Annotated in this window: 21 protein-coding genes; 15 read left to right on the top strand and 6 right to left on the bottom strand. The window is 72.4% G+C overall.

Going from position 1 to position 26,131, the window contains the following annotated elements; translation table 11 throughout:
• Nucleotides 1-134: 134 nt before the first annotated feature.
• The 6 genes from ACYUD3_RS00470 to ACYUD3_RS00495 all read left to right on the top strand — a co-directional run bounded on the left by ACYUD3_RS00470 (nt 135) and on the right by ACYUD3_RS00495 (nt 9,248).
• Nucleotides 135-2,189, top strand: a complete 2,055-nt coding sequence (locus ACYUD3_RS00470) for a glycogen debranching N-terminal domain-containing protein (RefSeq protein WP_470961599.1) — start codon at nt 135-137, stop codon at nt 2,187-2,189.
• Nucleotides 2,190-2,313: 124 nt separating this feature from the next.
• Nucleotides 2,314-3,072, top strand: a complete 759-nt coding sequence (locus ACYUD3_RS00475) for an NUDIX hydrolase (RefSeq protein WP_470961602.1) — start codon at nt 2,314-2,316, stop codon at nt 3,070-3,072.
• A 129-nt stretch (nt 3,073-3,201) separates the two neighbouring features.
• Nucleotides 3,202-5,064 (top strand): ATP-binding cassette domain-containing protein, encoded by a 1,863-nt coding sequence (locus ACYUD3_RS00480; RefSeq protein ID WP_470961605.1) that lies wholly within the window; start codon nt 3,202-3,204, stop codon nt 5,062-5,064.
• 161 nt (nt 5,065-5,225) lie between these two features.
• Entirely contained in the window at nt 5,226-6,110 is an 885-nt protein-coding gene (locus ACYUD3_RS00485) for a FadR/GntR family transcriptional regulator (RefSeq protein ID WP_470961608.1), read from the top strand.
• 565 nt (nt 6,111-6,675) lie between these two features.
• Nucleotides 6,676-8,214 (top strand): RNA polymerase sigma factor, encoded by a 1,539-nt coding sequence (locus ACYUD3_RS00490; RefSeq protein WP_470961611.1) that lies wholly within the window; start codon nt 6,676-6,678, stop codon nt 8,212-8,214.
• 134 nt (nt 8,215-8,348) lie between these two features.
• Nucleotides 8,349-9,248 (top strand): S1 family peptidase, encoded by a 900-nt coding sequence (locus ACYUD3_RS00495; protein WP_470961614.1) that lies wholly within the window; start codon nt 8,349-8,351, stop codon nt 9,246-9,248.
• A gap of 219 nt (nt 9,249-9,467) precedes the next feature.
• Here the strand turns inward: ACYUD3_RS00495 and ACYUD3_RS00500 are convergent, their stop codons facing one another.
• A complete protein-coding gene (locus ACYUD3_RS00500) occupies nt 9,468-9,698 on the bottom strand; it encodes a DUF7455 domain-containing protein (RefSeq protein WP_470961617.1) in 231 nt (76 codons plus the stop codon).
• A 441-nt stretch (nt 9,699-10,139) separates the two neighbouring features.
• On the opposite strand from ACYUD3_RS00500, the gene ACYUD3_RS00505 reads away from it, so the two are divergent.
• The 6 genes from ACYUD3_RS00505 (at nt 10,140) to ACYUD3_RS00530 (ending at nt 17,092) form a co-directional block, all read left to right on the top strand.
• Complete coding sequence (locus tag ACYUD3_RS00505; RefSeq protein ID WP_470961620.1) at nt 10,140-12,260, top strand: DNA gyrase/topoisomerase IV subunit B; 2,121 nt, start codon at nt 10,140-10,142, stop codon at nt 12,258-12,260.
• A 221-nt stretch (nt 12,261-12,481) separates the two neighbouring features.
• Nucleotides 12,482-13,003, top strand: coding sequence for a DUF1453 domain-containing protein (locus tag ACYUD3_RS00510; protein WP_470961623.1), 522 nt, complete (start codon nt 12,482-12,484; stop codon nt 13,001-13,003).
• Nucleotides 13,000-14,151 carry a sensor histidine kinase gene (locus tag ACYUD3_RS00515; protein WP_470961626.1) on the top strand — a complete coding sequence of 384 codons (1,152 nt, stop codon included), beginning with the start codon at nt 13,000-13,002 and terminating at the stop codon, nt 14,149-14,151. The genes ACYUD3_RS00510 and ACYUD3_RS00515 overlap by 4 nt, the downstream gene beginning before the upstream one ends.
• On the top strand, nt 14,148-14,852 hold the full coding sequence (locus ACYUD3_RS00520; protein WP_470961629.1) for a response regulator transcription factor: 705 nt from the start codon (nt 14,148-14,150) through the stop codon (nt 14,850-14,852). Before ACYUD3_RS00515 ends, ACYUD3_RS00520 begins: the two co-directional genes overlap by 4 nt.
• 96 nt (nt 14,853-14,948) lie before the next feature.
• A complete protein-coding gene (locus ACYUD3_RS00525) occupies nt 14,949-15,503 on the top strand; it encodes a DUF485 domain-containing protein (protein ID WP_470963860.1) in 555 nt (184 codons plus the stop codon).
• Complete coding sequence (locus ACYUD3_RS00530; protein WP_470961633.1) at nt 15,500-17,092, top strand: solute symporter family protein; 1,593 nt, start codon at nt 15,500-15,502, stop codon at nt 17,090-17,092. Before ACYUD3_RS00525 ends, ACYUD3_RS00530 begins: the two co-directional genes overlap by 4 nt.
• Before the next feature lie 61 nt (nt 17,093-17,153).
• Here ACYUD3_RS00530 and ACYUD3_RS00535 read toward each other — a convergent pair whose 3' ends face one another.
• Nucleotides 17,154-17,900 (bottom strand): response regulator, encoded by a 747-nt coding sequence (locus ACYUD3_RS00535; protein WP_470961635.1) that lies wholly within the window; start codon nt 17,898-17,900, stop codon nt 17,154-17,156.
• Between the two features lie 164 nt (nt 17,901-18,064).
• On the opposite strand from ACYUD3_RS00535, the gene ACYUD3_RS00540 reads away from it, so the two are divergent.
• The 3 genes from ACYUD3_RS00540 (at nt 18,065) to ACYUD3_RS00550 (ending at nt 21,067) form a co-directional block, all read left to right on the top strand.
• Nucleotides 18,065-18,880: an ABC transporter ATP-binding protein gene (locus ACYUD3_RS00540; protein ID WP_470961638.1), complete on the top strand. Its 816-nt coding sequence runs from the start codon at nt 18,065-18,067 to the stop codon at nt 18,878-18,880.
• The gene (locus ACYUD3_RS00545; protein WP_470961641.1) at nt 18,870-19,787 is read left to right on the top strand and encodes an ABC transporter permease; all 918 of its coding nucleotides are present in this window, start codon (nt 18,870-18,872) and stop codon (nt 19,785-19,787) included. The genes ACYUD3_RS00540 and ACYUD3_RS00545 overlap by 11 nt, the downstream gene beginning before the upstream one ends.
• A gap of 230 nt (nt 19,788-20,017) precedes the next feature.
• Complete coding sequence (locus ACYUD3_RS00550; protein ID WP_470961643.1) at nt 20,018-21,067, top strand: ABC transporter substrate-binding protein; 1,050 nt, start codon at nt 20,018-20,020, stop codon at nt 21,065-21,067.
• Nucleotides 21,068-21,156: 89 nt separating this feature from the next.
• Here ACYUD3_RS00550 and ACYUD3_RS00555 read toward each other — a convergent pair whose 3' ends face one another.
• The 4 genes from ACYUD3_RS00555 to ACYUD3_RS00570 all read right to left on the bottom strand — a co-directional run bounded on the left by ACYUD3_RS00555 (nt 21,157) and on the right by ACYUD3_RS00570 (nt 26,124).
• Complete coding sequence (locus ACYUD3_RS00555; protein ID WP_470961647.1) at nt 21,157-21,837, bottom strand: response regulator; 681 nt, start codon at nt 21,835-21,837, stop codon at nt 21,157-21,159.
• Nucleotides 21,834-23,663, bottom strand: a complete 1,830-nt coding sequence (locus ACYUD3_RS00560; protein ID WP_470961650.1) for a sensor histidine kinase — start codon at nt 23,661-23,663, stop codon at nt 21,834-21,836. Before ACYUD3_RS00560 ends, ACYUD3_RS00555 begins: the two co-directional genes overlap by 4 nt.
• A 116-nt stretch (nt 23,664-23,779) precedes the next feature.
• The gene (locus tag ACYUD3_RS00565) at nt 23,780-24,724 is read right to left on the bottom strand and encodes a sucrase ferredoxin (protein ID WP_470961652.1); all 945 of its coding nucleotides are present in this window, start codon (nt 24,722-24,724) and stop codon (nt 23,780-23,782) included.
• A gap of 107 nt (nt 24,725-24,831) precedes the next feature.
• Entirely contained in the window at nt 24,832-26,124 is a 1,293-nt protein-coding gene (locus tag ACYUD3_RS00570) for a citrate synthase (RefSeq protein ID WP_470961654.1), read from the bottom strand.
• Between the last annotated feature and the right edge of the window lie 7 nt (nt 26,125-26,131).

Consider the following 26,131-nt stretch of genomic DNA (forward strand, 5'->3'; position numbering starts at 1 on the left):
CCCCGTCCCCCTCCGACCGAACCGAGCCCCCCAACCGCCGCCCCCCACTACCCCCTCCGCCCCGCCCCCGCCGCCCAGGCACCGCCTCCGTCCCCCCGCCCCGCACCGCCGCCCTGCCCCCCACCCACACCGCGATGATCTGCATTGCTCTCCCCGGCCTCGCCATCTCCGGCGAGGACGGCCAGCTCACCGGACGCGGGCTGGAAGGCTTCTACCGGGCGGGGCGGCGCATCCTGGCCCGGTGTCAGGTGCGGGTCGCCGGGCGGGAGCCGCTCGCCGTGCAGGGGCGGATGACCGGCGCCGACCAGGCGCGTCACGTCGGCACGCTGAAGGTCTCCCCGCAGGGCGGCCCGGACCCGGACGTGACCGTCGAGCGGGCCCGCCACGCCGACGGCACCGAGCGCATCACCCTGCACAACGCCGGCCCCCGCCCGCTGCGCCTCCCGCTGGAGGTGTCCCTGGGGACCGACCTGGCTGACCTCGGCGCGATCGCGGCCGGCGCCGCCGGGCCCGAACTCCCGGCGTCCGTCCATGACTCGGGGCTGCGCTGGAGCGGCCCGGCGGGCGCCTCGTCCGTGACCGCCGATCCGCCGCCCGCCGACGCGGTGGCCTCCGCCGGACTGCTGCGCTGGGACCTGGACCTGCCCCCGGGCGGGAGTGCCGTCGTCGAGCTGAAGGTCCGGCTCGACGGGAGCGGCCCGCTGCGCGCCGCGGGCCGCGCGGCGACCAACCCGCTCGCCCCCGCGCGGGCCACCGGCGACGACCCGCGCGTGGAACCCCTGTGGCGCACCGCGGTCGACGATCTGCACGCCCTGCTGCTGCGCGACCCCGCGCACCCCACGGACACCCACCTCGCGGCCGGCGCCCCCTGGCGCTGCGGCCTCGCCCCCGCCGACGCCCTGAGCGCCGCCCGCGCGGTCCTGCCGCTGGGCACCGGCCTCGCGGCGGGCACGTTGCGCACCCTCGCCCGCACCCAGCGCGCGAACGGCCTCATCCCCGGCCCCCTCCGCGACGCGGGCCCCCACCTGCCCCCGGCGTGCACGGGCACCGAGGCCACCCTGCTGTTCCCGGCGCTCCTCGCCGAGGCCTACCGCTGGGGACTCGCCCGGTCCGAGACGGCCGAGCTGCTGCCCACCGCCGAGCGCTGCCTGACCTGGCTGCGCACGACCGTCGGCGACAGCACCTACCTGCGCGACCCGCAGCCCGGCAACGCCGCCTCGCGCGACCCGCAACCGGGCGGCACCTCCTCGGGCGCCCCTCAGCCCAGCGGCCCCTACCTGCGCGCCCCGCAGCCGGGCGGCGCCTCCTCGCGCGACCCCCACCCCAGCACCCCCTACCTGCCCGACCCGCACCCCGGCGGCCCCATCCGCTGCGAGACCCAAGCGCACGCCCACCGCGCGGCCCTCCTCGGCGCCGACCTCCTCGACGCCTTCGCCCGCCCCGGCGGCGACGCCCTGCGCGCCTGGGCGCGGACCCTGCGCGGGGCGTTCCGCCGCGAGTTCTGGGCCGACGACCTCGGCGGCGGTCGCCCCCTCGCCGCCCGCCTGCCCGACGGCCACCCCGTGGCGCACCTCGGCGCCGGCGCCGTGCACCTCCTGGACACCGGGCTGCTCGGCGGCGGTCGGCTCGCGGACGGGCTGCTCGACCGGGTGCAGACCGAGCACCTCGCGCGGCTGCTCGGCGGGCCCGCCATGGACTGCGGCTGGGGGCTGCGCGGACTGGGCGCGAAAGAGGCCGGGTACAACCCGTTCGGGCACCGCGGCGGGGCCGTGCGGGTCCACGAGAGTGCGATCGCCGTCGCCGGGCTCGCCGCCGCCGGGTACGAGAAGGAGGCCGGCGCCCTGCTGCGCGGCGTCCTCGGCGCCGCCGAGGCGTTCGGGTACCGGCTGCCCGAGATGTACGCCGGGGAGCAGCGCACCGACGGCGGCGCGCCCCTGCCCCACCCCGCCGCCTGCCGCCCCGCCGCGGGCTCCGCCGCCGCCGGAGTCCTGCTGCTGACCGCCCTCGCCGGCATCCGCCCCGACGCCCCGGCCGGGACGGTCACCCTGCGCCCCGTGCACAGCGCGCCCCTCGGCGAGATCGGCCTGAGCGGACTGCGCGTCGCGGGCGAGCCGTTCTCCGTCCGCGTCACCAGACTCGGCCTCGCCATGGTCGAGGAGGCCGCCCAAGGACTTCAGCTAGGGGTGTGAGAGCCGGTGCGCAGAACGACCAGAGGTGACCGTACGACATCGATGTCCGGCCGAAGCCGATCGGCCGGCGCCCGGTCCCGCGAAGGGAGTGTTTATCGTCAGGGAGACGACTAAGATCGCCGCCATGCCCTACGACCCGTCAGCCTTCCCGCCCTTCGCCGTCACCGTTGACCTGGTCGTACTGACCGTGCGCCGGCACGCCCTGTGCGCGCTCGCGGTCCGCAGGGGCGAACCCCCGTTCCAGGGTCGGTGGGCGCTGCCCGGCGGGTTCGTGCGGGACGACGAGGACCTCGCGCAGGCCGCGGGCCGCGAACTGACCGAGGAGACCGGACTGCGGGCCCACGACCCGGCCGCCCCCGTCCAGGACAACGGCGCCCACCTCGAACAGCTCGCCACCTACGGCGACCCCGGCCGCGACCCCCGGATGCGTGTCGTCAGCGTCGCCCACCTCGCCCTCGCCCCCGACCTGCCCGCGCCCCGCGCCGGCGGCGACGCGAGCAACGCGCGCTGGGCCCCCGTCGAGGAACTGCTCCAGCACAGCGGCTACGGCCGCGAAGGCGACCCCGTCGCGCCCCTCGCCTTCGACCACGCGCAGATCCTCTCCGACGGCGTCGAACGCGCCCGCTCGAAGATCGAGTACTCCTCGCTGGCCACCGCGTTCTGTCCCGCCGAGTTCACCGTCGGAGAGCTGCGCCGCGTCTACGAGGCCGTCTGGGGCGTGGCGCTCGACCCGCGCAACTTCCACCGCAAGGTGACCGGCACCCCCGGCTTCCTCGTCCCCGCCGGCGGCACCACCACCCGCCAGGGCGGCCGTCCCGCCCAGCTGTTCCGCGCGGGCGGCGCCACTCTGCTCAACCCGCCCATGCTGCGCCCCGAGGTCTGACCTCCGCGCGCCGCCGACTCCGCTGTCGCGCGCGGAGGTTGGATCACCCCCCCCATAGCGGTCCGCGCGGTACTCCGGTCGGCCGCGCGATGTCCCAAAAGCCCTAAATGGGGCGCTATCTTGCTGTGGGTGATCCAGGCCTTCGGACTGACCAGCATCCCCCGCAAGGACCTCCCGCCCGCCCTCGACGACGTCTCCTTCGAGGCCCGCGCCGGGCAGGTCACCGCGCTGCTCGGGGCGGCCGGCGCGGGCAAGACCACGGCGCTGCGCCTCATGCTCGAACTCCAGCGCGGCCGTGGCGTCACCTACTTCAGAGGCCGCCCCCTGCACCGCGTCGCCCACCCCTCGCGCGAGGTCGGCGTCCTCCTCGGCGACGTGCCCGGACACCCCTGGCGCACCGTCCGCGGCCATCTGCGGATGCTCTGCGCGGCGGCCGGCGTCCCCGCGCGGCGCGCCGACGAGGTCCTCGAAGCCGTCGGCCTCGTCAGCCTCCGCGAGGAACGCCTCGGCACCCTCTCGCGCGGCATGGACCGCCGCCTCGGCCTCGCCTGCGCCCTCCTGCCCGACCCGCACACCCTCGTCCTCGACGACCCCGCCGCCGGCCTCTCCCCGCGCGAGAGCCGCTGGCTGCACGACATGCTCAAGGCGCACGCCGGGCACGGCGGGACGGTCCTGCTGACCACCGCCGACCCCAAGGAGGCCGCCCGCGAGGCCGGCCACGTCGTCACCCTGGACGCCGGCCGCCTCGTCGCCGACCAGCACGCCCCCGACTTCGCCCGCACCCGCCTGCGCCCCCGCGTCGCCGTCCGCACCCCCCACACCGCCCGCCTCGCCGCCGCCCTCACCCAGGAGGCCCGCGAGACCCGCCGCTCGGTCGAGGTCGTCCAGGAGGACGGCAACCGCCTCTCCGTCTACGGCGGCACCTGCGCCGGCATCGGCGAGACCGCCTTCCGCCACGGCATCCTCGTCCACCAACTCGCCGACGAGACCGGCGACATGGGACCGGGGGCCACTGACCGGGACACCCCGCTGCACGTCGCTCCGCCCGCGCGCGGGGACGGCGCACATCCGGCCGACGGCACCGACGGCGTCGTCACCCAAGAGCCGCCCGGGCCAGGGGAGTTGTGCCCGCAGGCGCCCTCCCCGAAAGCGGCCCTCCAGAGCAACGGCCCGCGCCTGAAAGGCCCTTCACCCCTCCCACCCCCCATCTCCGTCCGCCCCGCCCCCTCGCCGCTGCGCCCCCTTCGGTACGAGATCCGGCGGGCCGCCGGGATCAGTACCGGATTCCTCGTCGGGGCCGGGGCGTTGGCCGTCTCCGTGGTCATCTCGCTGCTGCTCGCCCGGGTCGGGCACTCCTCGCAGGCGCGGTTGCTGGCCGGCTGGCCCGTCCAGTCGCCGCTGCCCCCGGCCGGGGTCGGGGCCGGGCTGCTCGGCGCGCTGGCGTTCGGCGACGAGTTCCGCCACCCCGCGCTGGCGGCGGACCGCGGCACCGTGCCCCGTCGGCTGGGGCTGCTGGCCGCCAAGCTCCTCGTCACCGCGGGCGCCGCGCTGGCGCTGGCCCTCCTCGCGATCGGCTGCGACGCCGAGGCGCTCTACCTCCTCTACGGACGGGAGCTCGTGAAAGTTCCCGCCGACTGGATGGCGCTCGGCGCGAGTTGGGCCGCGCTGGTCGTGGGGTGCGGCTGGGCCGGGGTGCTGGCCGCCGGGGTGTTCCGGTCCACGACGGCGGGGCTCGCCGCCGTCGTCGCCGTACCCGTCGGCGTCGTACCGCTCGTGCACAAGATGGTGTCGGGCACATCCGTGCGGACGGCGGCCGGGATGCCCGCGCGCGTGCGCGAGGCGTTCCTGCCGCGCTGGCCCTTCGGCGGTGAGCGCTACCTCGACGCGGCGGCCCGCGTCGTCGCCCAACCCGTGGGCGGCGCACTGGCGTTGTCGCTGGCCACGCTGTTGTGCGCGTATCTCCTGACGACGCTGCGCAGCAGAGTCAGATGACTACCGTCCGTGCTCATCGAGGCGGCGCTGGCCACAACTCCCCGTAGAAAGCCCATTTCTTTCCGATAAGGCGTCAATTGCGACGGGGTGAGCGATCACCCTTTCGTGTGCTTTTCACCAAAGCCCTCAAGGGAGTTGGGGACGGCGCCGACACAAAAGGCGTGAGTACCCTTGCGCACACCATGATGACCGCCGCCCGCTCCGCCGACTCCGGTCTGGCCGGCCCGGGTGAACTCGACCGTTACCCCTATGCCGATGGCCCCGCCGACCGTGTCGGCATTCCCGCGTGGGAGGGCGCCGACCCCGAGCTCGGCCGCGTGGGCCGGCGTGCCGCGGGTAGCCGTGGCCGCGGGCTGCACGGCCAACTCGTCCAGCAGCTCGGGCAGATGATCGTCTCGGGCGACCTGGGTGCCGACCGCCCCCTGGTGCCCGAGGAGATCGGCCAGCGCTTCGAGGTCTCCCGCACCGTCGTGCGCGAGTCGCTGCGCGTGCTGGAGGCCAAGGGACTGGTCAGCGCCCGGCCGAACGTCGGCACGCGCGTGCGGCCCGTCAGCGACTGGAACCTGCTCGACCCGGACATCATCGAATGGCGTGCCTTCGGTCCGCAGCGCGACGACCAGCGTCGCGAGCTGACCGAGCTGCGCTGGACGATCGAGCCGCTCGCCGCTCGCCTCGCCGCGGGCCATGGCCGTGACGACGTCCAGCAGCGGCTGTCCGACATGGTCGAGATCATGGGCCACGCGATGGCGCAGGGTGACGCGCTGACGTACTCCCGCGCGGACGCCGAGTTCCACACCCTGCTCATCCAGGTCGCCGGCAACCGCATGCTGGAGCACCTCTCCGGGATCGTCTCGGCGGCCCTCCAGGTCTCCGGCGGTCCGGTCACCGCGTGCGACCGGCCGAACGACGCCTCCCTCGCGCACCACGGCCGGATCGTCGACGCGCTCGCCGCGGGCGACGGCTCGGGCGCCGAGGCGGCCATGCGGCAGCTGCTCACCGTCCACCCCGAGGTGGAGCGCGTGGTGCCCGCGCCCCGCGAGCACTGACCCCTCCCGCCCGTCGTCCCGGTCCCGGCGCAGCGCCCGTCGACCGCCTCCGCGGGCGGCGTCCGCCGGGGATGCCTTCCCCTCCCGCGTCATCCTCCGGCCGGCCCGCCCACCCCCGGACCCCGCAGGGCCCCGCCCCGGTCCTGCGGGGTCCGGCGGCGCGGCGCGGCCCTCCGGTTCCTCGGTGCGCTCCCGTGCGTCCTGGCGCGCCCCGGCGGCCCGTCTTCCTGGCTTCCCGGCCGGTGCGGTCCGGCGGCCGTTTCGGCCTCTTCGGCCGCTTCTGCCCCCACGGCGATCATGGCCGACCTCGTCTGACCGTATCTGACCGTTTTTGAGCGCTTACGGGGTGTGACCCGGGCCACGCAGATTGGGCGTAACGCTCGCGGGAACAACGCGATGACCTAAGAGGTGACAGCCGAGGAAGGAATACGGACGCCGTTCAAGGCGCTGTGCATCTTCCCGGCCCCCGCCCGCACCGTCGGCCCAATCCCCAGGCCGGTGGTCGGCTCCTGTCCGCACCCGGACGGGGCCGGAAGCCGTTTTCCAACGTTCCGAGAGGTTGTTCGTGTCGGCCAGCACATCCCGTACGCTCCCGCCTGAGATCGCCGAGTCCGTCTCTGTCATGGCGCTCATTGAGCGGGGAAAGGCTGAGGGGCAGATCGCCGGCGACGATGTGCGTCGGGCCTTCGAAGCTGACCAGATTCCGGCCACTCAGTGGAAGAACGTACTGCGCAGCCTCAATCAGATCCTTGAGGAAGAGGGTGTGACGCTGATGGTCAGTGCCGCAGAGCCCAAGCGCACCCGAAAGAGCGTCGCAGCGAAGAGTCCGGCCAAGCGCACCGCCACCAAGACGGTCGCGGCGAAGACGGTGACCACCAGGAAGGCCACCGCCACCACAGCCGCGCCGAGCGCCACCGCGGCGGACGACGCCGAGGAGACGTCCGCCAGGAAGGCCGCCGCCAAGAAGGCCGCCCCCGCCAAGAAGGCGGCCGTCGCGAAAAAGGCGGCCCCCGCCAAGAAGACGGCGGCCAAGAAGACCGCCGCCAAGAAGGGCGACGACGTCGAGCTCCTTGAGGACGAGGTCCTTGAGGACAGCAAGCCCGGCGACGAGCCCGAGGGCGCCGAGAGCGCCGGTTTCGTCCTGTCCGACGAGGACGAGGACGACGCGCCCGCGCAGCAGGTCGCCGCCGCCGGTGCCACCGCCGACCCGGTCAAGGACTACCTCAAGCAGATCGGCAAGGTCCCCCTCCTCAACGCCGAGCAGGAGGTCGAGCTCGCCAAGCGCATCGAGGCGGGTCTGTTCGCCGAGGACAAGCTGTCCAACGCCGACAAGCTGGCCCCGAAGCTCAAGCGCGAGCTGGAGATCATCGCCGAGGACGGCCGCCGCGCCAAGAACCACCTGCTGGAGGCCAACCTCCGCCTCGTGGTCTCCCTGGCCAAGCGCTACACCGGCCGCGGCATGCTCTTCCTGGACCTCATCCAGGAGGGCAACCTCGGTCTCATCCGCGCGGTGGAGAAGTTCGACTACACCAAGGGCTACAAGTTCTCCACGTACGCCACCTGGTGGATCCGTCAGGCCATCACCCGCGCGATGGCCGACCAGGCCCGCACCATCCGTATCCCGGTGCACATGGTCGAGGTCATCAACAAGCTCGCGCGCGTGCAGCGCCAGATGCTCCAGGACCTGGGCCGCGAGCCCACCCCGGAGGAGCTGGCCAAGGAACTCGACATGACCCCCGAGAAGGTCATCGAGGTCCAGAAGTACGGCCGCGAGCCCATCTCCCTGCACACCCCGCTGGGCGAGGACGGCGACAGCGAGTTCGGTGACCTCATCGAGGACTCTGAGGCCGTCGTCCCGGCCGACGCCGTCAGCTTCACGCTCCTCCAGGAGCAGCTGCACTCGGTCCTCGACACCCTGTCCGAGCGCGAGGCGGGCGTCGTCTCCATGCGCTTCGGTCTCACCGACGGTCAGCCGAAGACCCTCGACGAGATCGGCAAGGTCTACGGCGTCACGCGCGAGCGCATCCGCCAGATCGAGTCGAAGACCATGTCCAAGCTGCGCCACCCGTCGCGCTCCCAGGTGCTGCGCGACTACCTGGACTAGCGGTTCCCGTCTCACCGCGCGGAAGGCCCGGTTCCCCCTGAGGGGCCGGGCCTTCCGCGTCCCGCGCGCGTGCGAGGCGGGCGGTGCTGGATCACTCTGGGTTTTCCACGTTCACCCCAGTGTGAGGAGCATGCATGCGTCGTCCCCTGGTCCGGGTCCTGGCCCGGCCGTTGGCGCTGGTGACCGCCGCGGTCGCCATACCGCTGCTGTCGGCCGCCCCCGCCGCCCCGGCGGTCCCCGACAGCGTCATCGTCGGCGGGTTCCCCGTCGACGTCTCCCAGGCCCCCTGGACGGTCGCGCTCTCCAGCCGTGACCGGTTCGGCGCAACGCGGTCCGGGCAGTTCTGCGGCGGCGTCGCGGTCGCCCCGACCATGGTGCTCACCGCGGCCCACTGCGTCGGCGAGGACGTCCTGGGCGGGGCGCGCGACTTCAAGGTGATCACCGGGCGCACCGACCTCTACACGAAGGCCGGCCAGGAGATCGCCGTACGCGACACCTGGGTCAACCCCGAGTACGACCCCGCCACCAACTCCGGGGACTTCGCCGTCCTCACCCTCGCCGAACCGGTGCCGTCCGCGTCGCTCGTCGCCACGGCCGGGGCGGGCGACCCCGCCTACGCGGCGGACACGGAGGCCGAGGTCTACGGCTGGGGCGACGTCACCGGGTACGGCGAGTACGCGCACAGCCTGCGGGCCGCGCGCGTGCACGTCCTGGCGGACTCGCGCTGCGAACGGGCCTATCCCGGGAACGCCGAAGGCACCTACATCGCGCGGACGATGGTCTGCGCCGGGGAGGTGCGGGGCGGCAAGGACGCCTGCCAGGGCGACAGCGGGGGACCGCTCGTCGCCCAGGGGAAGCTGATCGGCCTCGTGTCGTGGGGGAGCGGCTGCGGTCGGCCGGGGAGTCCCGGGGTGTACACGCGGGTCTCGGACGTCGTGCGGGTGCTCACGGCGAACGGGGCGCCGGACGCGGGCCGGCAGAGTCCCGGCACGGGTCCGGGCGGCCCGGGTGCGGCCTCAGGAGGGCCCGTCTAAGGGGTCTGGCGGGCGCTGAGGGGCTCGACAGGGTGGAACCGGCCGGGAGGGTCGGAAGCCCCGGCGGGGGCGCCTGGCAGGCCGTCAGGGGCCTTCGCGGGGTCCGGCGGGTGTCCGGGCCGCGGTGTACGAGTGCGGGCGGGCCGCCCCTGTTTCGGGGGCGGCCCGCCCGCTGACCGGGCTCATGCCGGTACCGGCTCGTCGTCGAAGGGCGAAAGGTCAGCGCTCTTCTTCGTCGGTGGACGCGGGAACGGCCGTCAGCCGCTCCGACTCATCCTGTATTTCAGCGGCGATCTTCTTGAGTTCCGGCTCGAACTTGCGGCCGTGGTGGGCGCAGAAGAGCAGTTCTCCGCCGCTGACCAGGACAACGCGCACGTATGCCTGGGCGCCGCAGCGGTCGCAGCGATCGGCGGCCGTCAGCGGGCTCGCGGGGGTCAGAACAGTAGTCACGTCGCCTCTTCTCTAGCTCGACGAGCTGTCGTACCAGGGTCAACATCCAACCAGCCCCAAACGTTCCCGCTCGTGGCTTTTCCTCGAAAAAATCTTTCGAGGCGGCTGTCTGCTGCCGGGTTGGCGGCGAATGTGCCGTATTGCGTGTCGCGCTGCTTACGGTTTCGCTCGGTCGGTCATCGGGTCGGTCCTCCCGGCAGGTCGCCGGTTTGTTCTTGAGGACGTGCCCGGAGCCTAAATGGTTCATGCCTCGAAGGGAACGTGATATGTGCATCACCCCATCGGGGGATCGAACACGCATGCGACTCTGGACTAGTCTGACTTCAGACGAGGGTGGCGTGACAACGGCTCTACCAGGCCTCGGTACCCTCTTGACGGCGACCGAAGCCGTGCCCTTTACCCAGAAGGGCCCCACCTGAAATTCAGCGAGGAGCGAACCGCGTGACCGCCGACACGTCCGTGCCGTCCACTGCGCTGCTGGCAGGAGCAGACCGGGACGGCTCCAACTACACCGCGCGGCACCTGCTCGTCCTCGAAGGACTAGAGGCCGTACGCAAGCGCCCCGGAATGTACATCGGATCGACCGACAGCCGCGGTCTGATGCACTGCCTGTGGGAGATCATCGACAACTCCGTCGACGAAGCGCTGGGCAACTACTGCGACCACATCGAGGTGATCCTCCACGACGACGCGTCCGTGGAGGTCCGCGACAACGGCCGGGGCATCCCGGTCGACGTCGAACCCAAGACCGGCCTGTCCGGCGTCGAGGTCGTCATGACCAAGCTGCACGCCGGCGGCAAGTTCGGCGGCGGCTCCTACGCCGCCTCCGGCGGTCTGCACGGCGTGGGCGCCTCCGTCGTCAACGCCCTCTCCGCCCGCCTCGACGTGGAGGTCGACCGCGGCGGCAGCACGCACGCGATCAGCTTCCGCCGCGGCGTCCCCGGCGCCTTCGCGGCGACCGGGCCCGACGCCAAGTTCGAGCCGGGCGGGCTGCGCAAGACCAAGCGGGTCCCCAAGACCCGTACCGGCACGCGCGTGCGCTACTGGGCCGACCGCCAGATCTTCCTCAAGGACGCCAAGCTCTCCCTGGAGACGCTCCACCAGCGCGCGCGCCAGACCGCGTTCCTCGTCCCCGGCCTGACCATCGTCGTACGCGACGAGTTCGGTCTCGGCGAGGGCGGCAGCAAGGGCGAGGAGTCCTTCCGCTTCGACGGCGGCATCAGCGAGTTCTGCGAGTACCTGGCCGCCGACCGGCCGGTCTGCGACGTCCAGCGCCTCACCGGCCAGGGCACCTTCCGCGAGACGGTCCCGGTCCTCGACGAGCACGGCCAGATGACCCCCACCCAGGTCACCCGCGAACTCGGCGTCGACGTCGCCCTGCGCTGGGGCACGGGGTACGACACCACGCTCAAGTCGTTCGTGAACATCATCGCCACCCCCAAGGGCGGCACCCATGTCGCCGGCTTCGAGCAGGCCGTGACGGCCACGATGAACGAGGTGCTGCGCGCCAAGAAGATGCTGCGCGTCGCCGAGGACGACATCGTCAAGGACGACGCCCTCGAAGGCCTCACCGCCGTCGTCACCGTCCGCCTCGCCGAGCCGCAGTTCGAGGGCCAGACCAAGGAGGTCCTCGGCACCTCCGCGGCCCGCCGCATCGTCAGCCAGGTGATCGCCAAGGAACTCAAGGCGTTCCTGACCTCCAGCAAGCGCGACGCCGCGGCCCAGGCCCGGGTCGTCATGGAGAAGGCGGTCGCCGCCGCGCGCACCCGCATCGCGGCCCGCCAGCACAAGGACGCCCAGCGCCGCAAGACGGCCCTGGAGTCCTCCTCGCTGCCCGCCAAGCTCGCCGACTGCCGCAGCGACGACGTCGACCGCAGCGAACTCTTCATCGTCGAGGGCGACTCCGCGCTCGGTACGGCCAAGCTCGCCCGCAACTCCGAGTTCCAGGCGCTGCTGCCGATCCGCGGCAAGATCCTCAACGTCCAGAAGTCGTCCGTGACCGACATGCTGAAGAACGCCGAGTGCGGCGCGATCATCCAGGTCATAGGAGCGGGCTCCGGGCGGACCTTCGACCTCGACGCGGCACGCTACGGCAAGATCATCATGATGACCGACGCCGATGTGGACGGCTCCCACATCCGCTGCCTGCTGCTGACGCTGTTCCAGCGCTACATGCGGCCCATGGTCGAGGCCGGCCGCGTCTTCGCCGCCGTGCCCCCGCTGCACCGCATCGAGCTGGTCCAGCCGAAGAAGGGCCAGGACAAGTACGTCTACACGTACTCCGACCGCGAACTGCGCGACAAGCTCATGGAGTTCCAGACCAAGGGCGTGCGCTACAAGGACTCCATCCAGCGCTACAAGGGCCTCGGAGAGATGGACGCCGACCAGCTCGCGGAGACCACGATGGACCCGCGCCACCGCACGCTGCGCCGCATCAACCTCTCCGACCTGGACTCCGCGGAGTCCGTGTTCGACCTGCTGATGGGCAACGACGTGGCGCCGCGCAAGGAGTTCATCTCCAGCTCGGCAGCGACGCTGGACCGCTCCCGCATCGACGCGTAGCCACCGCGCCGGGCCTGGGCCGTGCCGGTTCGTGGGGTACGGCTCGGGCGTGCTCGGGCCGCGGGCTCCGCTGTGGTCTCCACCCCCGGGTGGAGACCACAGCCGCAGGAATCCACCCCTGATCCACCCCCACGCCGATCTCCCGGACCCCGGATCTCCGTAGCGTCGTAGGTGTCGGCGGCGCCCGTCGCCGGCTTCCCTTCCCGCTCGCGGAGGCAGTGATGTCCGGGCTCGTCAACATCTTGGTGACCGTGACCGTGATCGCCGTGCTGGTCGTACGCCAGTTCCGTACGGCCAAGGTCGACGCGGACCGCCGCTGGTGGCTGCTGCCGGGGATCCTCGCCGTCATAGCGCTGCGCAAGCCCGATCTGCTCGACCCCGCGCACCACATCGCCTCCGGCGTGCTGCTCGCCGTCGAGGTGCTGGTCGGCCTGGCGGCCGGCGCCGGCTGGGCGTGGACGACGAAGATGTGGACCGAGGCGGACGGCGCCGTCTGGAGCAAGAGCTCCAAGGCCAGCGCGGGCGTCTGGATCGGCAGCTTCGCCCTGAGGGGCGTCCTCTACGCCGTGGGCGCGGCGTTCGGGATCCACCAGCACAGTGCGGCCATGATGCTCTCGCTGGCGGCCATGCTCCTGGCCCGCTCCGGGATCGTCGCCTACCGGGCCCAGCGCCTCGCGGGCGACCCGGCGCTCTCCGCGCCGTACGGTGACAGGGTGCCCCGGTACTCGAAGGAGCGCGTGTGACGGAGACCTCGTGGACCCGCTGGCCCTCCAGGGAGGCCCTCTCCCGGGAGGGCGTCTCCTCACCCCGGCGGGCGCTGGCCTGGGCCGTACGGCTCCTGGTGATCGGCGTCCTGCTGTGGAGCACCCTGCACGACAACGCGGCCCACGGCTGGACCCTGGCGGCCGGCGCCGGGATGCTCGCCGCCGCGGGCGCTCTGGCCTGGACGTACTTCCGCACCACCCTCGCCCACCGGCTGGTGCCCTCGCTGCTGATCCTGACGCTGCTGCTGGGGATCGCCATGACGGCCGTCGCACTGGGGTTCCACGGACCCGGCATCGTCCTGTGGTGCGCATGCGCCGTGACCGCCCTCGAACGCCTCCCGCTGGGCGCGGCGCTGCCCGTCGCGGCGGTCAGCCTGAGCGCGTTCGCCGCCGTCAACGAGGACATGTGGCTGACCACGGCGGCCACGCTCGGCGCGCTGGCCCTCGCCGGCTACACGCTGCGCCTGGACGCCGAGGCCCGTGGCAACGCCGAGCGGCTGCTCGCCCAGGAGCGGGCCGCGCGGGCCGCCGAGGCGGAGTCCGCCGCGCTGACCGAGCGGGCCCGGATCGCCCGGGAGATCCACGATGTGCTGGCCCACAGCCTCTCGGCCCAGCTCGTGCACCTGGAGGCGGCGCGGCTGCTCATCGAGCGGGGCGCGGACCGGCAGCAGATCCTCGAACGGGTCGTCGCGGCACGGGGGATGGCCCGGGACGGCCTGGAGGAGACCCGCCAGGCGCTCTCCGCGCTGCGCGGCGACCTCACCCCTCTGGAGGAATTCCTCACCGGCCTGGTCGCCGCTGCGGACGGCGCGGAGGTCACCGTAGGGGGTGAACGCAAACCCCTGCCCGCCGAGGCCTCCCAGGCCGTCCGCAGAGTCGCCCAGGAAGCCCTCACCAACGCCCGCAAGCACGCCCCGGGCGCGAAAGTCCGCCTCCGGCTGGAGTACGGGCCCCACGAAGTGACCCTGGACGTACGGGACTCGGGCGGCTCACCGGGTGAACTCGCGGGCTCCGGGGGCGGATACGGTCTGCTGGGTATGCGGGAGCGTGCCGAACTGCTCGGCGGCTCCCTGGAGGCGGGGCCGGACGAGGAGGGGTTCGTGGTGAGGCTGAGGGTGCCTGTATGACCGAGGGAAGCCAGGGGGGTCAGGAGACCGAGGAGCCGAGAACGGCGCGGGTGGTGGTGGCCGACGACCAGACCGTCGTACGGGAAGGCATCGTGATGCTGCTCGGGCTGCTGCCCGGGATCGAGGTGGTCGGGGCCGCGGCCGACGGGGAGGAGGCGGTGCGGCTGGTGGCCGAACTCCGGCCGGACGTCGTGCTGATGGACCTGCGGATGCCGCGCTGCGACGGCGTCGAGGCGACCCGGCGGATCAGGGCGGAGCATCCGGGAACCCAGGTCGTGGTGCTCACGACGTTCGCGGACGACGACTCCCTCTTCCCGGCGCTCAAGGCCGGCGCCCGGGGCTATCTCACCAAGGACGCGGGCGGGGAGGAGATCGTCAGGGCCGTGCACAACGTGCTGTCCGGGGAGGCGGGCCTGTCGCCGGGCATCCAACTGCGGCTGCTGCAACGGCTGTCGGAGCCCGAGCCGGAACCCGAGGCGCCCCCCGGGCCGCCGGACGGGCTGACCGCGAGGGAGGCGCAGGTCCTGACGCTGATCGGCGAAGGACTCGACAACCAGCAGATCGCCCGCGCGCTGCACGTCTCCGCGGCCACGGTGAAGACCCACATCAACAACTTGTTCACCAAGACAGGGCTCAAGGACCGTGCGGGAGCCGTGCGTTACGCATATCGGAAAGGACTCGTACGACCACCAAATGTATAAATGGGAAATTTGGAAAAGTCCGCCTATTGTCACTTGATGGGGTGAAGAATACGGGAAAAAGAGTAGGCGATCTTTCCGTTCTGTCCATCATTGAGTATGCAGTTGAGCAACGACCGTGCCCGCAGTGCCGGAGGCGGTCCCGAGAGAGCACGCGAGCACCAAGAGGTGCCGCCCCCGGTCTCCGAGGAGACCGCGGCGGGCGTGCGGTACGACGACCCCTGGTACGACGCACCGGCCGCGGACTGGACCGGCCCGGTGCCCGCGGACACGGCCAAGGCGGTGGTGCCGGTGCCCCGGCCGGAGCCGGACGCGCAGGCCATGGCCCGGATCTATCTGGACGTGCAGCGCAGCGCCGCCTTCCAGGAGGTCCGCAGCAGATACCGGCGGTTCGTGATCCCGGCCTGCATCGGATTCTTCCTCTGGTACGTGGCCTATGTGGTGGCCGCCACCGTCGCCCCCGGCTTCATGGCCCAGCCCGTCTGGGGCGCCGTGAACGTGGCGCTCGTCGCGGGCCTCGGCCAGTTCCTCACCACGTTCCTGCTCGCCTGGGCCTACGCCCGGCACGCCCGGCTGCGCCGCGACCGGGCCGCGCTGGACCTGCGCTGGGACACCCAGGAACTGACCCGCGGCGCGAAGGGCGGTGCGGCGTGAGCGGCAACCATCAGACGCTGGCACTCGTCCTGTTCAGCGCGTTCATCGCGGTCACCCTCGGCATCACGACCTTGGTCAGCCGCAACCGGCACGGCTCGGCGGAGGAGTTCTACGCCGGCGGCAGGCTCTTCTCCCCGATGGAGAACGGCTTCGCGATCGCCGGCGACTACATGTCGGCCGCCTCCTTCCTCGGCATCTCCGGCATCATCGCGCTCTTCGGCTACGACGGCCTGCTGTACTCGGTGGGCTTCCTCGTCGCCTGGCTCGTGGTCCTCCTGCTCGTCGCCGAACTCGTGCGCAACTGCGGCCGGTTCACCCTCGCCGACGTCGTGGCCGCCCGGATGGCCGAGCGCCCGGTCCGGATCGCGACCGGCGCCTCCTCGGTCACCGTCTCCGTCTTCTACCTCGTCGCCCAGATGGTCGGCGCGGGCAGCCTCGTCGCGCTCCTGCTGGGCCGCAGCGGCGCGGCGGCCCAGATCTGGGCCGTCATCGGCGTCGGCGTCCTCATGGTGATCTACGTGTCGCTCGGCGGCATGCGGGCCACCACGTGGATCCAGATCGTCAAGGCCGTCATGCTGCTCGGCGGCACCATCGCGCTGACCGTCCTCGTCCTCGTCCGCTTCCACGGCGACTTCAACCGGATGCTGCTCACCGCGGCCGACCGCAGCGGCCACGGCCTGTCGTTCCTCGCGCCCGGCCTGAAGTACGGCGCGGACTGGACGTCCCGCTTCGACTTCATGAGCCTCGGCCTCGCCCTCGTCCTCGGCACCGCGGGCCTGCCGCACATCCTGTCCCGCTTCTACACCGTCCCCACCGCGCGCGCCGCCCGCCGTTCGGTGGTCTGGTCGATCGGGCTCATCGGCAGCTTCTACCTGATGACGATCGTCCTCGGCTTCGGCGCCGCCGCCATCGTCGGCCCCGAAGCCGTACGGCAGTCCAACGCGGCCGGCAACACCGCGGTCCCCCTGCTCGCCCTCGACCTCGGCGGCGGCGCCGACTCCACGGGCGGCACGGTCCTGTTCGCGGTCGTCGCCTCGGTCGCCTTCGCCACGATCCTCGCGGTGGTCGCCGGCATCACCCTCGCCTCCTCGGCGTCCGTCGCCCACGACCTGTACGCCTCACTGCGCCGCAAGCACGCCAGGCAGCGCAGCGAGGTCGCCGTCGCGCGGGTCGCCGCCGTCGGCATCGGCATCGTCGCCATCGCCCTCGGCATCCTGGCCCGGGAACTCAACGTCGCGTTCCTCGTCGGCCTCGCCTTCGCCGTCGCCGCCTCCGCCAACCTCCCCGTCCTGCTCTACTCGCTGTTCTGGCGCTCCTTCACCACCCGCGGCGCGGTGTGGTCGGTCTACGGCGGGCTCGTCCCCGCGCTGCTCCTCGTCGTGCTGTCCCCGGTCGTCTCCGGCAGCCCCGAATCGCTCATCCCGGGCGTCGACTTCCAGTTCTTCCCGCTACAGAACCCCGGCATCGTCTCCATCCCGCTGGGCTTCCTCGCCGGCTGGCTCGGCACGGTCACCTCCCGCGAGGTCGCCGACGAGGCCAAGCACGCCGAGACGGAGGTGCGTTCACTGACCGGAGCGGGAGCCGTGTGACGCGGCTGCGACGGCGTCGTACGGCGGAAGGCGGTCGTACGGCTCATCCGCCGGGCCCGGGTCATGGCGCGACCCAGGCGTAGCGGTGTTCCGGGCGGCCGGTGTCGCCGTAGCGCAGGGACAGGCGCAGTCGGCCCGCCTGTTCCAGGTGGCGCAGGTAGCGCTGGGCCGTGGAGCGGCTCAGGCCGGTCTCGGCGGCGATGTCCTGGGCGGACAGCGGGTGGCGGGCGCGGTGCAGGACGGCGCAGATGAGGTCGCTGGTGGGCTCGGAGTGGCCGCTCGGCAGACCGGGGGCGGCGGGCGCGGGGGAGGTGCGCAGCGCGCCGAAGATCCGGTCGACCTGCTCCTGCCCCGCGATGCCGTGGCCGCCGACCCGGTCGACGGTGCGGCGCAGCGCGGCGTACGACTCCAGACGGGCGCGCAGCGCGGCGAAGGTGAACGGTTTCACCAGGTAGTGCAGCGCGCCCAGGCGCATCGCGGAACGCACGGTGGTGATGTCGCCCGCCGCGGTGATCATGATGACGTCGGTGCCGTGGCCCTGCTCCCGCATCCGGTGGATCAGCGTCAGGCCCGTCTCGTCGGGCAGATAGTGGTCGAGCAGGACGAGATCGATGCCGCCCGCGCTGTCGGTGCCTGCACGGTGGGTGCCGGCGCTGTTGGTGTTGGTGTCGGCGCGTTCTACGGCGGCCAGGGCCTGGGCGGCGCTGTGGGCGCGGGCGGCGACCCGGAAGCCGGGAACCTTTCCCACGTAGGCGGCGTTTATCTCAGCGACGCGGAAGTCGTCGTCCACGACCAGGACGTCAATCATCGGGCCTCATTCCGTCAAGGCCTGGCGGGCGGGTTACACGCGCGTTTCGGCTCCGTGTGTTGTAGCGCGCGCAAAACGAGCACAACAGCCTTCAGTGAGCAAAAGAAGCGCATGTGCCCGTAAGACTGCTGCTGTGGCGCGGGTCACCTCTACCGTCCCCGGCCATGAGCGCAGACAACAGCCCCGCCATCGAGCTGCGGGGCGCGAGCAAGGTCTTCCGGACCCCTTCGGGTGCGGCGCACACGGCCGTGCGGGATCTCGATCTCACCGTCGGGCGCGGTGAGTTCGTCGCCGTCGTCGGGCCCACCGGCTGTGGCAAGTCGACCACGCTGACGCTGGTCAGCGGGCTGGAGGAGCCCAGCGGGGGAGAGGTCCTGGTCGGCGGGGAGCCGGTGCGGGGCGTCGGCGACAAGGTCGGCTTCGTCTTCCAGCAGGACGCCACCTTCCCCTGGCGGACCGTGCTGTCCAACGTCATGGCCGGGCCGCGCTTTCGCGGGGTGCCCAAGGCGGAGGCGAAGAGCCGGGCGCGCGACTGGCTCGGACGGGTCGGGCTCACGGCCTTCGAGGACCGCTATCCGCATCAGCTCTCCGGCGGCCAGCGCAAGCGCGTCGCGCTCGCCGCGACCTTCGTCAACGACCCCGAGATCCTGCTGATGGACGAGCCGTTCTCGGCGCTCGACGTCCAGACCCGGGCGCTGATGTCGGACGAGCTGCTGGAGCTGTGGGAGGGCACGGGCGCCTCCGTCGTCTTCGTCACCCACGACCTGGAGGAGTCCATCGCGCTCGCCGACAAGGTCGTCGTGATGACCGCCGGGCCCGCCACCGTCAAACACGTCTTCGACATCGACCTGCCGCGTCCGCGCAAGGTCGAATCCGTGCGCCTGGAGCCGCGGTTCATCGAGATCTACCGCGAGATCTGGGAGTCCCTCGGCGAAGAGGTCCGCATCACGCGGGAAAGAGGTGCAGTCAATGTCGCCTGAGGTCGTCGGTACAGGTGATACACCTGTCGTCAATACGGTCAATACCGTCAATGTAAGCAATGTGGTCAATGTGGATGGTGCGGTAAAGGCGCCGGATCATGCTCAGACGCGTGCGCTGGCCGCCCGCCGGCGCAAGATTGTGGTCGGGGTGTCCCGGGTGCTGCTCCTGGTCGTCGTCCTCGGGCTGTGGGAGGTGCTCTCCCGCGCCAAGGTCATCGACCCGTTCAACTTCTCGATGCCGTCGAAGATCTGGGACCAGATCATCACGTGGATCAACCATGGCACCGCGCTTGGCTCCCTGGGCGAACAGATCTGGTACACGCTGTACGAGGCGCTGCTCGGGTGGGTCTTCGGGGTGATCGCCGGTGTGGTGTGCGGGATCGCGCTGGGGCGGATCACCTTCCTCGCCGACATCGTTGGTCCATACATCAAGGTGCTCAACTCGATCCCCCGGATCGTCCTGGCGCCCATCTTCGTGATCTGGTTCGGCCTCGGACCGGCCTCCAAGGTCGCCTCGGCCGTCGTCCTGGTCTTCTTCCCGGTGTTCTTCAACGCCTTCCAGGGCGCCCGCGAGGTCGACCGCAACCTGGTCGCCAATGCCCGCATCCTCGGTGCGAGCGACCGCCGGGTGACCTTCCAGGTGGTCATCCCGTCGGCGACCTCCTGGATCTTCACCAGCCTCCACGTCAGCTTCGGTTTCGCTCTCATCGGCGCGATCGTCGGTGAGTACATCGGCGCGACCAAGGGCATCGGGCTGCTCGTCGCGCAGTCCCAGGGGACCTTCAACGCGGCTGGGGTGTATGCCGCGATGGTCATCCTGGCTGTGGTCGCGCTCGTCGCCGAGGGGCTGCTGACCTTCGCCGAGCGGCGGATTTTCCGCTGGAAGGCGACGGGGGCGGACGGCTGATCCGTTTGTGGGGACGGCCGGTTCGTTCGCCGGAGCGGGCGGTTCGTCTGTTGGGACGGCTGATCCGTCTGCCTGGGTGGCCGGTTCGTCTGCCGGGTGGCTGATCCCTCCGCCGGGGCGGCCGGTCCGTCTGTGGGGCGGTCGGTTCGTCCGCCGGGGGCGGCTGGTCCGCCTTCTTCTTCCTCTCCTTCCTCCACTTGTCCCGCCTGCTCACAAGGACGTGAAACCGCATGCGTACAGCCGCTCGACACGCCGCTCTGGCCGCCGCCGGCCTGCTCGCCCTCTCCTCGCTCACCGCCTGCGCCAACGACGCGGCCGGCACCGCCGCGGCGAGCGGCGGAGGCGGCAAGGGCACCAAGGTCAAGATCATGGTGGGCGGCCTCGACAAGGTCATCTACCTGCCCGCGATGCTCACCCAGCGGCTCGGCTACTTCGACTCCGAGGGCCTCGACGTGGAACTCCTCACCGAGCCCGCCGGCGTGCAGGCCGGGACCGCGCTCGTGGCCGGGCAGGTCCAGGGCGCGGTCGGCTTCTACGACCACACGCTCGACCTCCAGGTGAAGGGCAAGGAGGTCGAGTCCGTCGTGCAGTTCGCGCGGGCGCCCGGCGAGGTCGAGATCGTCTCCACGAAGAAGGCCGCCGACATCACCTCGCCCAAGGACTTCAAGGGCAGAAAGCTCGGCGTCACCGGGCTCGGCTCCTCCACCGACTTCCTCACCAAGTACCTCGCCGTCAAGAACGGCGTGAAGGTCAGCGAGTTCACCCCGGTGGCCGTCGGCGCCGGACCCACGTTCGTCTCCGCGCTGCAACAGGGCTCCATCGACGGCGGTATGACGACCGATCCGACTGTCGCGACCGTCCTGGCCAGGGGTGCGGGCAAGATCCTCGTCGACATGCGGACGCCGGAGGGGTCGCAGGCGGCGCTCGGCGGACCGTACCCGTCGTCAAGTCTGTACATGCAGACGTCATGGGTGAACGGGCATAAGGACACCGTCCAGAAGTTGGTCAATGCATTCGTCAAGGCGCTCAAGTGGATGTCCACCCATAGCGCCACCGACATCGCCGCGCAGATGCCGGCCGACTACGCGCAGGGGGACAAGGCGCTCTACGCGGAGGCCATCAAGAGTTCGCTGCCGATGTTCACCAGTGACGGGGTGATGCCGCAGAACGGGCCGGAGACCGTGGAGAAGGTGCTCAAGGCGTTCAATCCGGTGATCCAGAACGCGGATGTGGATCTGGCGAAGACGTACACCACGGAGTTCGTCAAGAACGCGGGGTGAGGCTTCTTGTGTGTGGGGCTCTCTTGCGGGGGTTCTTGCTGGAGGCTCCCCTTGCCGGACGGGCTCCCTTGGCCGGACGGGCCGGGGCTTCAGATGCGGGTCACCCACACGTAGCGGTGTTCCGGGCGGCCCGCGTCACCGTACTTGAGGGTGAGGCGGGCGCGGCCGGTGCGCTCCAGGAGCTTCAGGTAGCGCTGGGCGGTCTGGCGGCTCACCCCAGTGCGGTCGGCGATCTCCTGGGCCGACAGCGGGCCGTCGTCCTGCATCAGGGACTGCCGTACGAGCTCGGCGGTGGTGGGGGAGTGCCCTTTGGGCAGGCCGGGCTCCGAGGGGGCGGACAGGGCGCCGAAGATGCGGTCCACGTCCGCCTGTTCGGCCTCGCCGCCGCCGTCCAGGGTGCGCCGCAGCTCGGCGTACGCCTCCAGCTTCGCGCGCAGGCCCGCGAACGCGAACGGTTTCACCAGGTATTGCAGGGCGCCTTGGCGCATCGCCGCCTGCACCGTCGTGACGTCCCGCGCGGCCGTCACCATGATCACGTCGCTCTGGTGGCCGCGCCGGCGCATCTCCTGGACGACCTCCAGGCCCGTCTCGTCGGGCAGGTAGTGGTCCAGCAGGACCAGGTCGAGCCCGGGCAGCAGCTCCAGGCGGCGCAGCGCCTCGGCCGCGCTGTGCGCCTCGGCGACGACACGGAAGCCGGGGACCTTCTCGACGTAGGCGGCGTTGACCCGGGCGACTCTCGTGTCGTCGTCCACGACCAGGACCTCGATCATCGCGACTCCTCCTCGGAGCGGGCGGCGCGGGGGTCGGGGGCGGGCGAGGACGGGGGCTGAGGGGCCGTCAGGGGGGTTGTGCGGGGCGCGGGGACGGCGGTGGGGACGTCGGCGGGGTCCGGTGTGTCCTGCGGGCCTCTCGCGGCTTCTGCGCCCGCTGGGGCACCGATGCCGGCCGGGCTCGCCGTGCCGTCGGCGCCCGCCGTGTCCGCCGGGCTCTCGGAGAGCGCCTCGGGCAGCACCACCGTGAACTCCGCGCCGCCGCCCTCGGCCTCCCCGACCGACGCGTGCCCTCCCTGCCGCTCCGCGAGCCGCCGCACCAGCGGCAGCCCTATGCCACGCCGCCCGTGCGCGGGAGGCTTCTTCGTGGACCACCCCTCGGTGAATACCGCCTCACGATGCGCCGCCGGGACCCCGGGACCGGTGTCCCGCACGCGCAGGACGGCGGTACGGCCCTCTGTGCGCAACTCGACCTCCACGCGCGCGTGCGGGGTGCCCGCGACGGCGTCGAGCGCGTTGTCGACCAGGTTGCCCACGGCCGTCACCAGACCCCGGGGGTCGACGAGCCGGTCCGGGAGCCAGGTGAGGTCGGACACCCACAGGGCGACGCCCCGCTCGGCCGCGACCGTCGCCTTGCCGACCAGCAGGGCCGCCAGCAAAGGGTCCTGGATCTTCTCCGTGACCTGCTCGGCGGTCGCCCGGTGGTCGCCGACCACCTCGCCGACGAACTCGACGGCGTCCTCGTACATCTCCAGTTCGAGCAGGCCGAGGAGCGTGTGCATGCGGTTGGCGTGTTCGTGGTCCTGCGCGCGCAGGGCGTCGATCAGCCCGCGCGTGGAGTCCAGTTCCCGGCCGAGCTGCTCTAGTTCGGTGCGGTCGCGCAGGGTGGCGACGGCGCCGCCGTCGTCCGTGGGCATGCGGTTGGCGACCAGCACGCGCGGGCCGCGCACGGTGAGCAGGTCGGTGCCGGTGACCCGGCCAGCCAGGACGTCGGCCGTACGGCCCCCGCCGAGGGCGTCGTCCGGGGAGCGGCCCACCGCCTCGTCGCCGATGCCCAGGAGGCGCTGCGCCTCGTCGTTGAGCAGCCGCACGCGGCCCGCGCGGTCCAGGGCCACGACGCCCTCACGGATGCCGTGCAGCATCGCCTCACGCTCCGCGAGCAGCGCCGAGATGTCCGAGAAGGCCAGGTCCCGGGTCTGCCGCTGGACCCGGCGGGAGATCAGCCAGGCCGCCAGCGCGCCCACCGCGAGCGCGCCGCCCGCGTACGCGAACAGCCCCGGTATCGCGTGGATCAGCCGGGCCCGCACGCTGTCGTACTCGATGCCCACCGACACCGCGCCCACGATCCGCCCGTCCGCGTCCCGCAGGGGCACCTTCCCGCGCGCGGAGCGGCCCAGGGTGCCCTCGTCGATCTCCATCACGTCCTCGCCGGCCAGCGCCTTGCGGGGGTCGGTGGAGACGACGGCTCCTATCTCGCCGGGGTCCGCGTGCGACCATCGGACCCCGGCCGTGTTCATGATGACCACGTACTCGGCGCCGCTGGCCTTGCGGATACGTTCCGCCTCCCGCTGGACCGGCCCGTCGGCGGAGGGCTCGCTGTCCTGGAGGTCCCGCGCGATCTGCGGCACGGCCGCCGTCGTCTGGGCGATCGCCAGCGCGCGGCGCATCGCCTGGTCGTCGAGCTGATCGCTCAGCGGTGCCAGGAACAGTCCCGTCGCGAGCACCACGACGCCCGCCGCGATCGACAACTGCATCAGCAGGACCTGCGAGAACACCTTGCGGGGCAGGCCCAGGCGCAGGCGGCGGGCAGGGGGAGCGGGCGTCATACCCTGACGGTACGTCGAGGTGGCGGCGCCGCTACAGGGGTGTGGTGGGGATCTCTTGACTGGACGTTGGGATATGGATGGGGTGGATCAGGTTGATCAACTATTGATCGACTTGATCAGCTCGCCAGCGCAGTCCCCGCCGGAATCAACTCCCGCACCTCCACGACGTCCATGCGGGCCGGTGACCCTAGGACCGACGCCCCGCAGCTCTCCGGGCGGGGTGGCAGAGAAGCGGTTTGGGCGACCGTCACCCGCCAGTGCCGCCCGTCGACATGGGCGACGGTCACCTCCCAGCGGGGCGCCTCCCCGGCCGTACGGACGATCCAGAGCGACTCCGCGGCGTATTCGCCGACCGCCGAACGGACGGCCAGCTCGGCGGCCTGGCCCGGCCGCTCCCAGGCGGAGCACCCGCGGCAGCCGTCGAGAGCGATCCGGCCCTCCCGGGCGGCGTGGAGGGCGGCCTCGACGGTGCGGGCCTCGGCGCGGCCGTAGGCGTAGCCGTACGGCAGGACGAGGACCGTGGGGGAGAAGCGATGACCACCCAGATGAGTGACCTCCCAGACACCCGGAACGCCCGAGGTGGCGAGTTCGGCGGCCAGGGGGCGGCCCAGGAGGGCGCAGCAGCGGTCGCGCTTGCCGTTGGTGCACACCAGGGCGAGCGGGTCGGTGTGGGCGCGGGCGCGCAACGTGGTGTCGAAGCCGCGGTGGTCGCCGCGGCCCAGAGCCGCGAAGTCCAGGCCGAGCAGCTGCCCGGGGTCGTGGGTCGCCGCGCCGCGCAGCCACACCCGGCCGGGCACGGTGTGGGCGGCGAAGACCCGGCGCAGCGGCTGCGTGCCGAAGTCGGCGTGGCGTCCGGGGCGCCGGATGAGCGCGATCCGTACGCCGGTGCCCTTGGCGGCGCGTTCCAGGGCGCGGCCGAGGGCCGGGTCGAGGTGGCTCGCGGTGAGCGCCTTGGCGCCCCAGGGGCCCGGCTGCTCCAGCAGGAGCCAGGTAGTCGCCGTGGCCGCGGTCCCGGAAACAGGCTCGTCGGAGTCCCGCGAGACGGTCGTGCACGTACTCACAGAGGTGAGCCTAACCTGACTTGGCGCAGGGTGACTTACCGAAGGTGATGTGTCCCGGTTAGGTGCGCTTCGCGCGCGCGGGTGCGCCGCCGGTCAGGCTCACTTCCTCACTCAGAGTGCGTGCTCGATGCGTGTCCGTGGTCCGTCGGCAGCGGCTGGGGCGGCCTCGGGCCGACGTACAGGCCGCTCGGGCGCATCCGTAGGGGGCGTTCGCCGTACTCCTCCAGAGCGTGCGCGATCCAGCCCGCCGTACGGGCGACGGCGAAGATCGTCTCGCCGGCCGTGGGGCGCATCCCGAAGGAGTGGCTGAGGACGGCCAGGGCGAGGTCGACGTTGGCGTGCAGGGGCGTGTGCCGCGCGGTCGTCTCCACCACGTGACGGGCCGCGGCGAGCGCGGGGTACGCCTCAGGAATGTCCTCCAGAAGGGTGAACAGCACTCGCGCGCGCGGGTCCTCACCCTGGTACAGCCTGTGCCCCAGGCCTGGGATACGCCGTCCCGCGCGCAGTTCCTCGGCGATCACAGGGCCCGCGTCGCCGCGCTCCAGGATCTCGTCCAGCAGCCGGTGGGCGAGCCCGCTCGCCGCGCCGTGCAGGGGACCCTCGAAGACGCCCAGGCCCGCCGAGACGGCCGCGTACGCGTGCGCGCGCGCCGACGCGGCGACCCGCACGGCGAGCGTCGAGGCGGCCAGGTCGTGGTCGGCCAGCAGACCGAGCGCCACGTCCAGGACGCGCAGCATCGCGTCGTCCGGGGGCCGCTGAGTCAGCCGCGGCCACAGCCGCCGGGCCAGCGGGCCCGTCTCGCGCGGGCGGCGGCGCGACGGCAGGGCGGCGACCAGGGTGGGGATGAGGGCGCGCGCGGTGCCGAGGACGGCCTCCTCGGAAAGGTCGAAGCGCAGCGGGTCCGCGACGGACGCGGCGACGGCCGCCACCCTCAGCCGGTCGGCGGGACCGGCGTGCTCCGGCAGCGCGTCGACCGCGCGGCGGGCGGCCTCCACGGCGGCCTGGGGTGCGGTGAACGTCGCCCCGGCGTGCAGCCGGCCCGTCCACAGCCACTCCGCGACCTCCTCGTAGGAGTGGCTGAGGGCGAGCTCGGTCGCGCTCACGCCCCGGAAGTAGTACCGGTCCCCTTCGATCAGGGTCAGCCGGGTGCGCACGGCCTGCTCGCCGCCCGCCCCCGGACTCCCCGCGCTCTCCCGTCTGCTGCGCCGGGCCAGCGCCTCCACCTCCTCGGCGGCGAACGTGCTGCTCCGGCTGCCGGGTACGCGGCGGCTGTTGAGCTGGCCGCGGCTGACGTACGCGTAGACGGTCTCCGGCTTCACGCCGAGCAGTTCGGCGGCCTCCTTGGTGCTCAGTCGCCGATCGAGATCGAGGTGGCCGGGGGTGGGTTCCTGGTCGCGCATGGGGGTC

The sequence above is a fragment of the Streptomyces sp. AMJ-169 genome, from assembly GCF_055597585.1.

Excerpts from the sequence above, each read along its gene's own strand:
- ACYUD3_RS00470 (WP_470961599.1), top strand. The coding sequence starts at position 135 with ATGATCTGCATTGCTCTCCCCGGCCTCGCCATCTCCGGCGAGGACGGC.
- ACYUD3_RS00475 (WP_470961602.1), top strand. The coding sequence starts at position 2,314 with ATGCCCTACGACCCGTCAGCCTTCCCGCCCTTCGCCGTCACCGTTGAC.
- ACYUD3_RS00495 (WP_470961614.1), top strand. The coding sequence starts at position 8,349 with ATGCGTCGTCCCCTGGTCCGGGTCCTGGCCCGGCCGTTGGCGCTGGTG.
- ACYUD3_RS00510 (WP_470961623.1), top strand. The coding sequence starts at position 12,482 with ATGTCCGGGCTCGTCAACATCTTGGTGACCGTGACCGTGATCGCCGTG.
- ACYUD3_RS00520 (WP_470961629.1), top strand. The coding sequence starts at position 14,148 with ATGACCGAGGGAAGCCAGGGGGGTCAGGAGACCGAGGAGCCGAGAACG.
- ACYUD3_RS00525 (WP_470963860.1), top strand. The coding sequence starts at position 14,949 with ATGCAGTTGAGCAACGACCGTGCCCGCAGTGCCGGAGGCGGTCCCGAG.
- ACYUD3_RS00535 (WP_470961635.1), bottom strand. The coding sequence starts at position 17,900 with ATGATTGACGTCCTGGTCGTGGACGACGACTTCCGCGTCGCTGAGATA.
- ACYUD3_RS00540 (WP_470961638.1), top strand. The coding sequence starts at position 18,065 with ATGAGCGCAGACAACAGCCCCGCCATCGAGCTGCGGGGCGCGAGCAAG.
- ACYUD3_RS00545 (WP_470961641.1), top strand. The coding sequence starts at position 18,870 with ATGTCGCCTGAGGTCGTCGGTACAGGTGATACACCTGTCGTCAATACG.
- ACYUD3_RS00550 (WP_470961643.1), top strand. The coding sequence starts at position 20,018 with ATGCGTACAGCCGCTCGACACGCCGCTCTGGCCGCCGCCGGCCTGCTC.
- ACYUD3_RS00555 (WP_470961647.1), bottom strand. The coding sequence starts at position 21,837 with ATGATCGAGGTCCTGGTCGTGGACGACGACACGAGAGTCGCCCGGGTC.
- ACYUD3_RS00560 (WP_470961650.1), bottom strand. The coding sequence starts at position 23,663 with ATGACGCCCGCTCCCCCTGCCCGCCGCCTGCGCCTGGGCCTGCCCCGC.
- ACYUD3_RS00570 (WP_470961654.1), bottom strand. The coding sequence starts at position 26,124 with ATGCGCGACCAGGAACCCACCCCCGGCCACCTCGATCTCGATCGGCGA.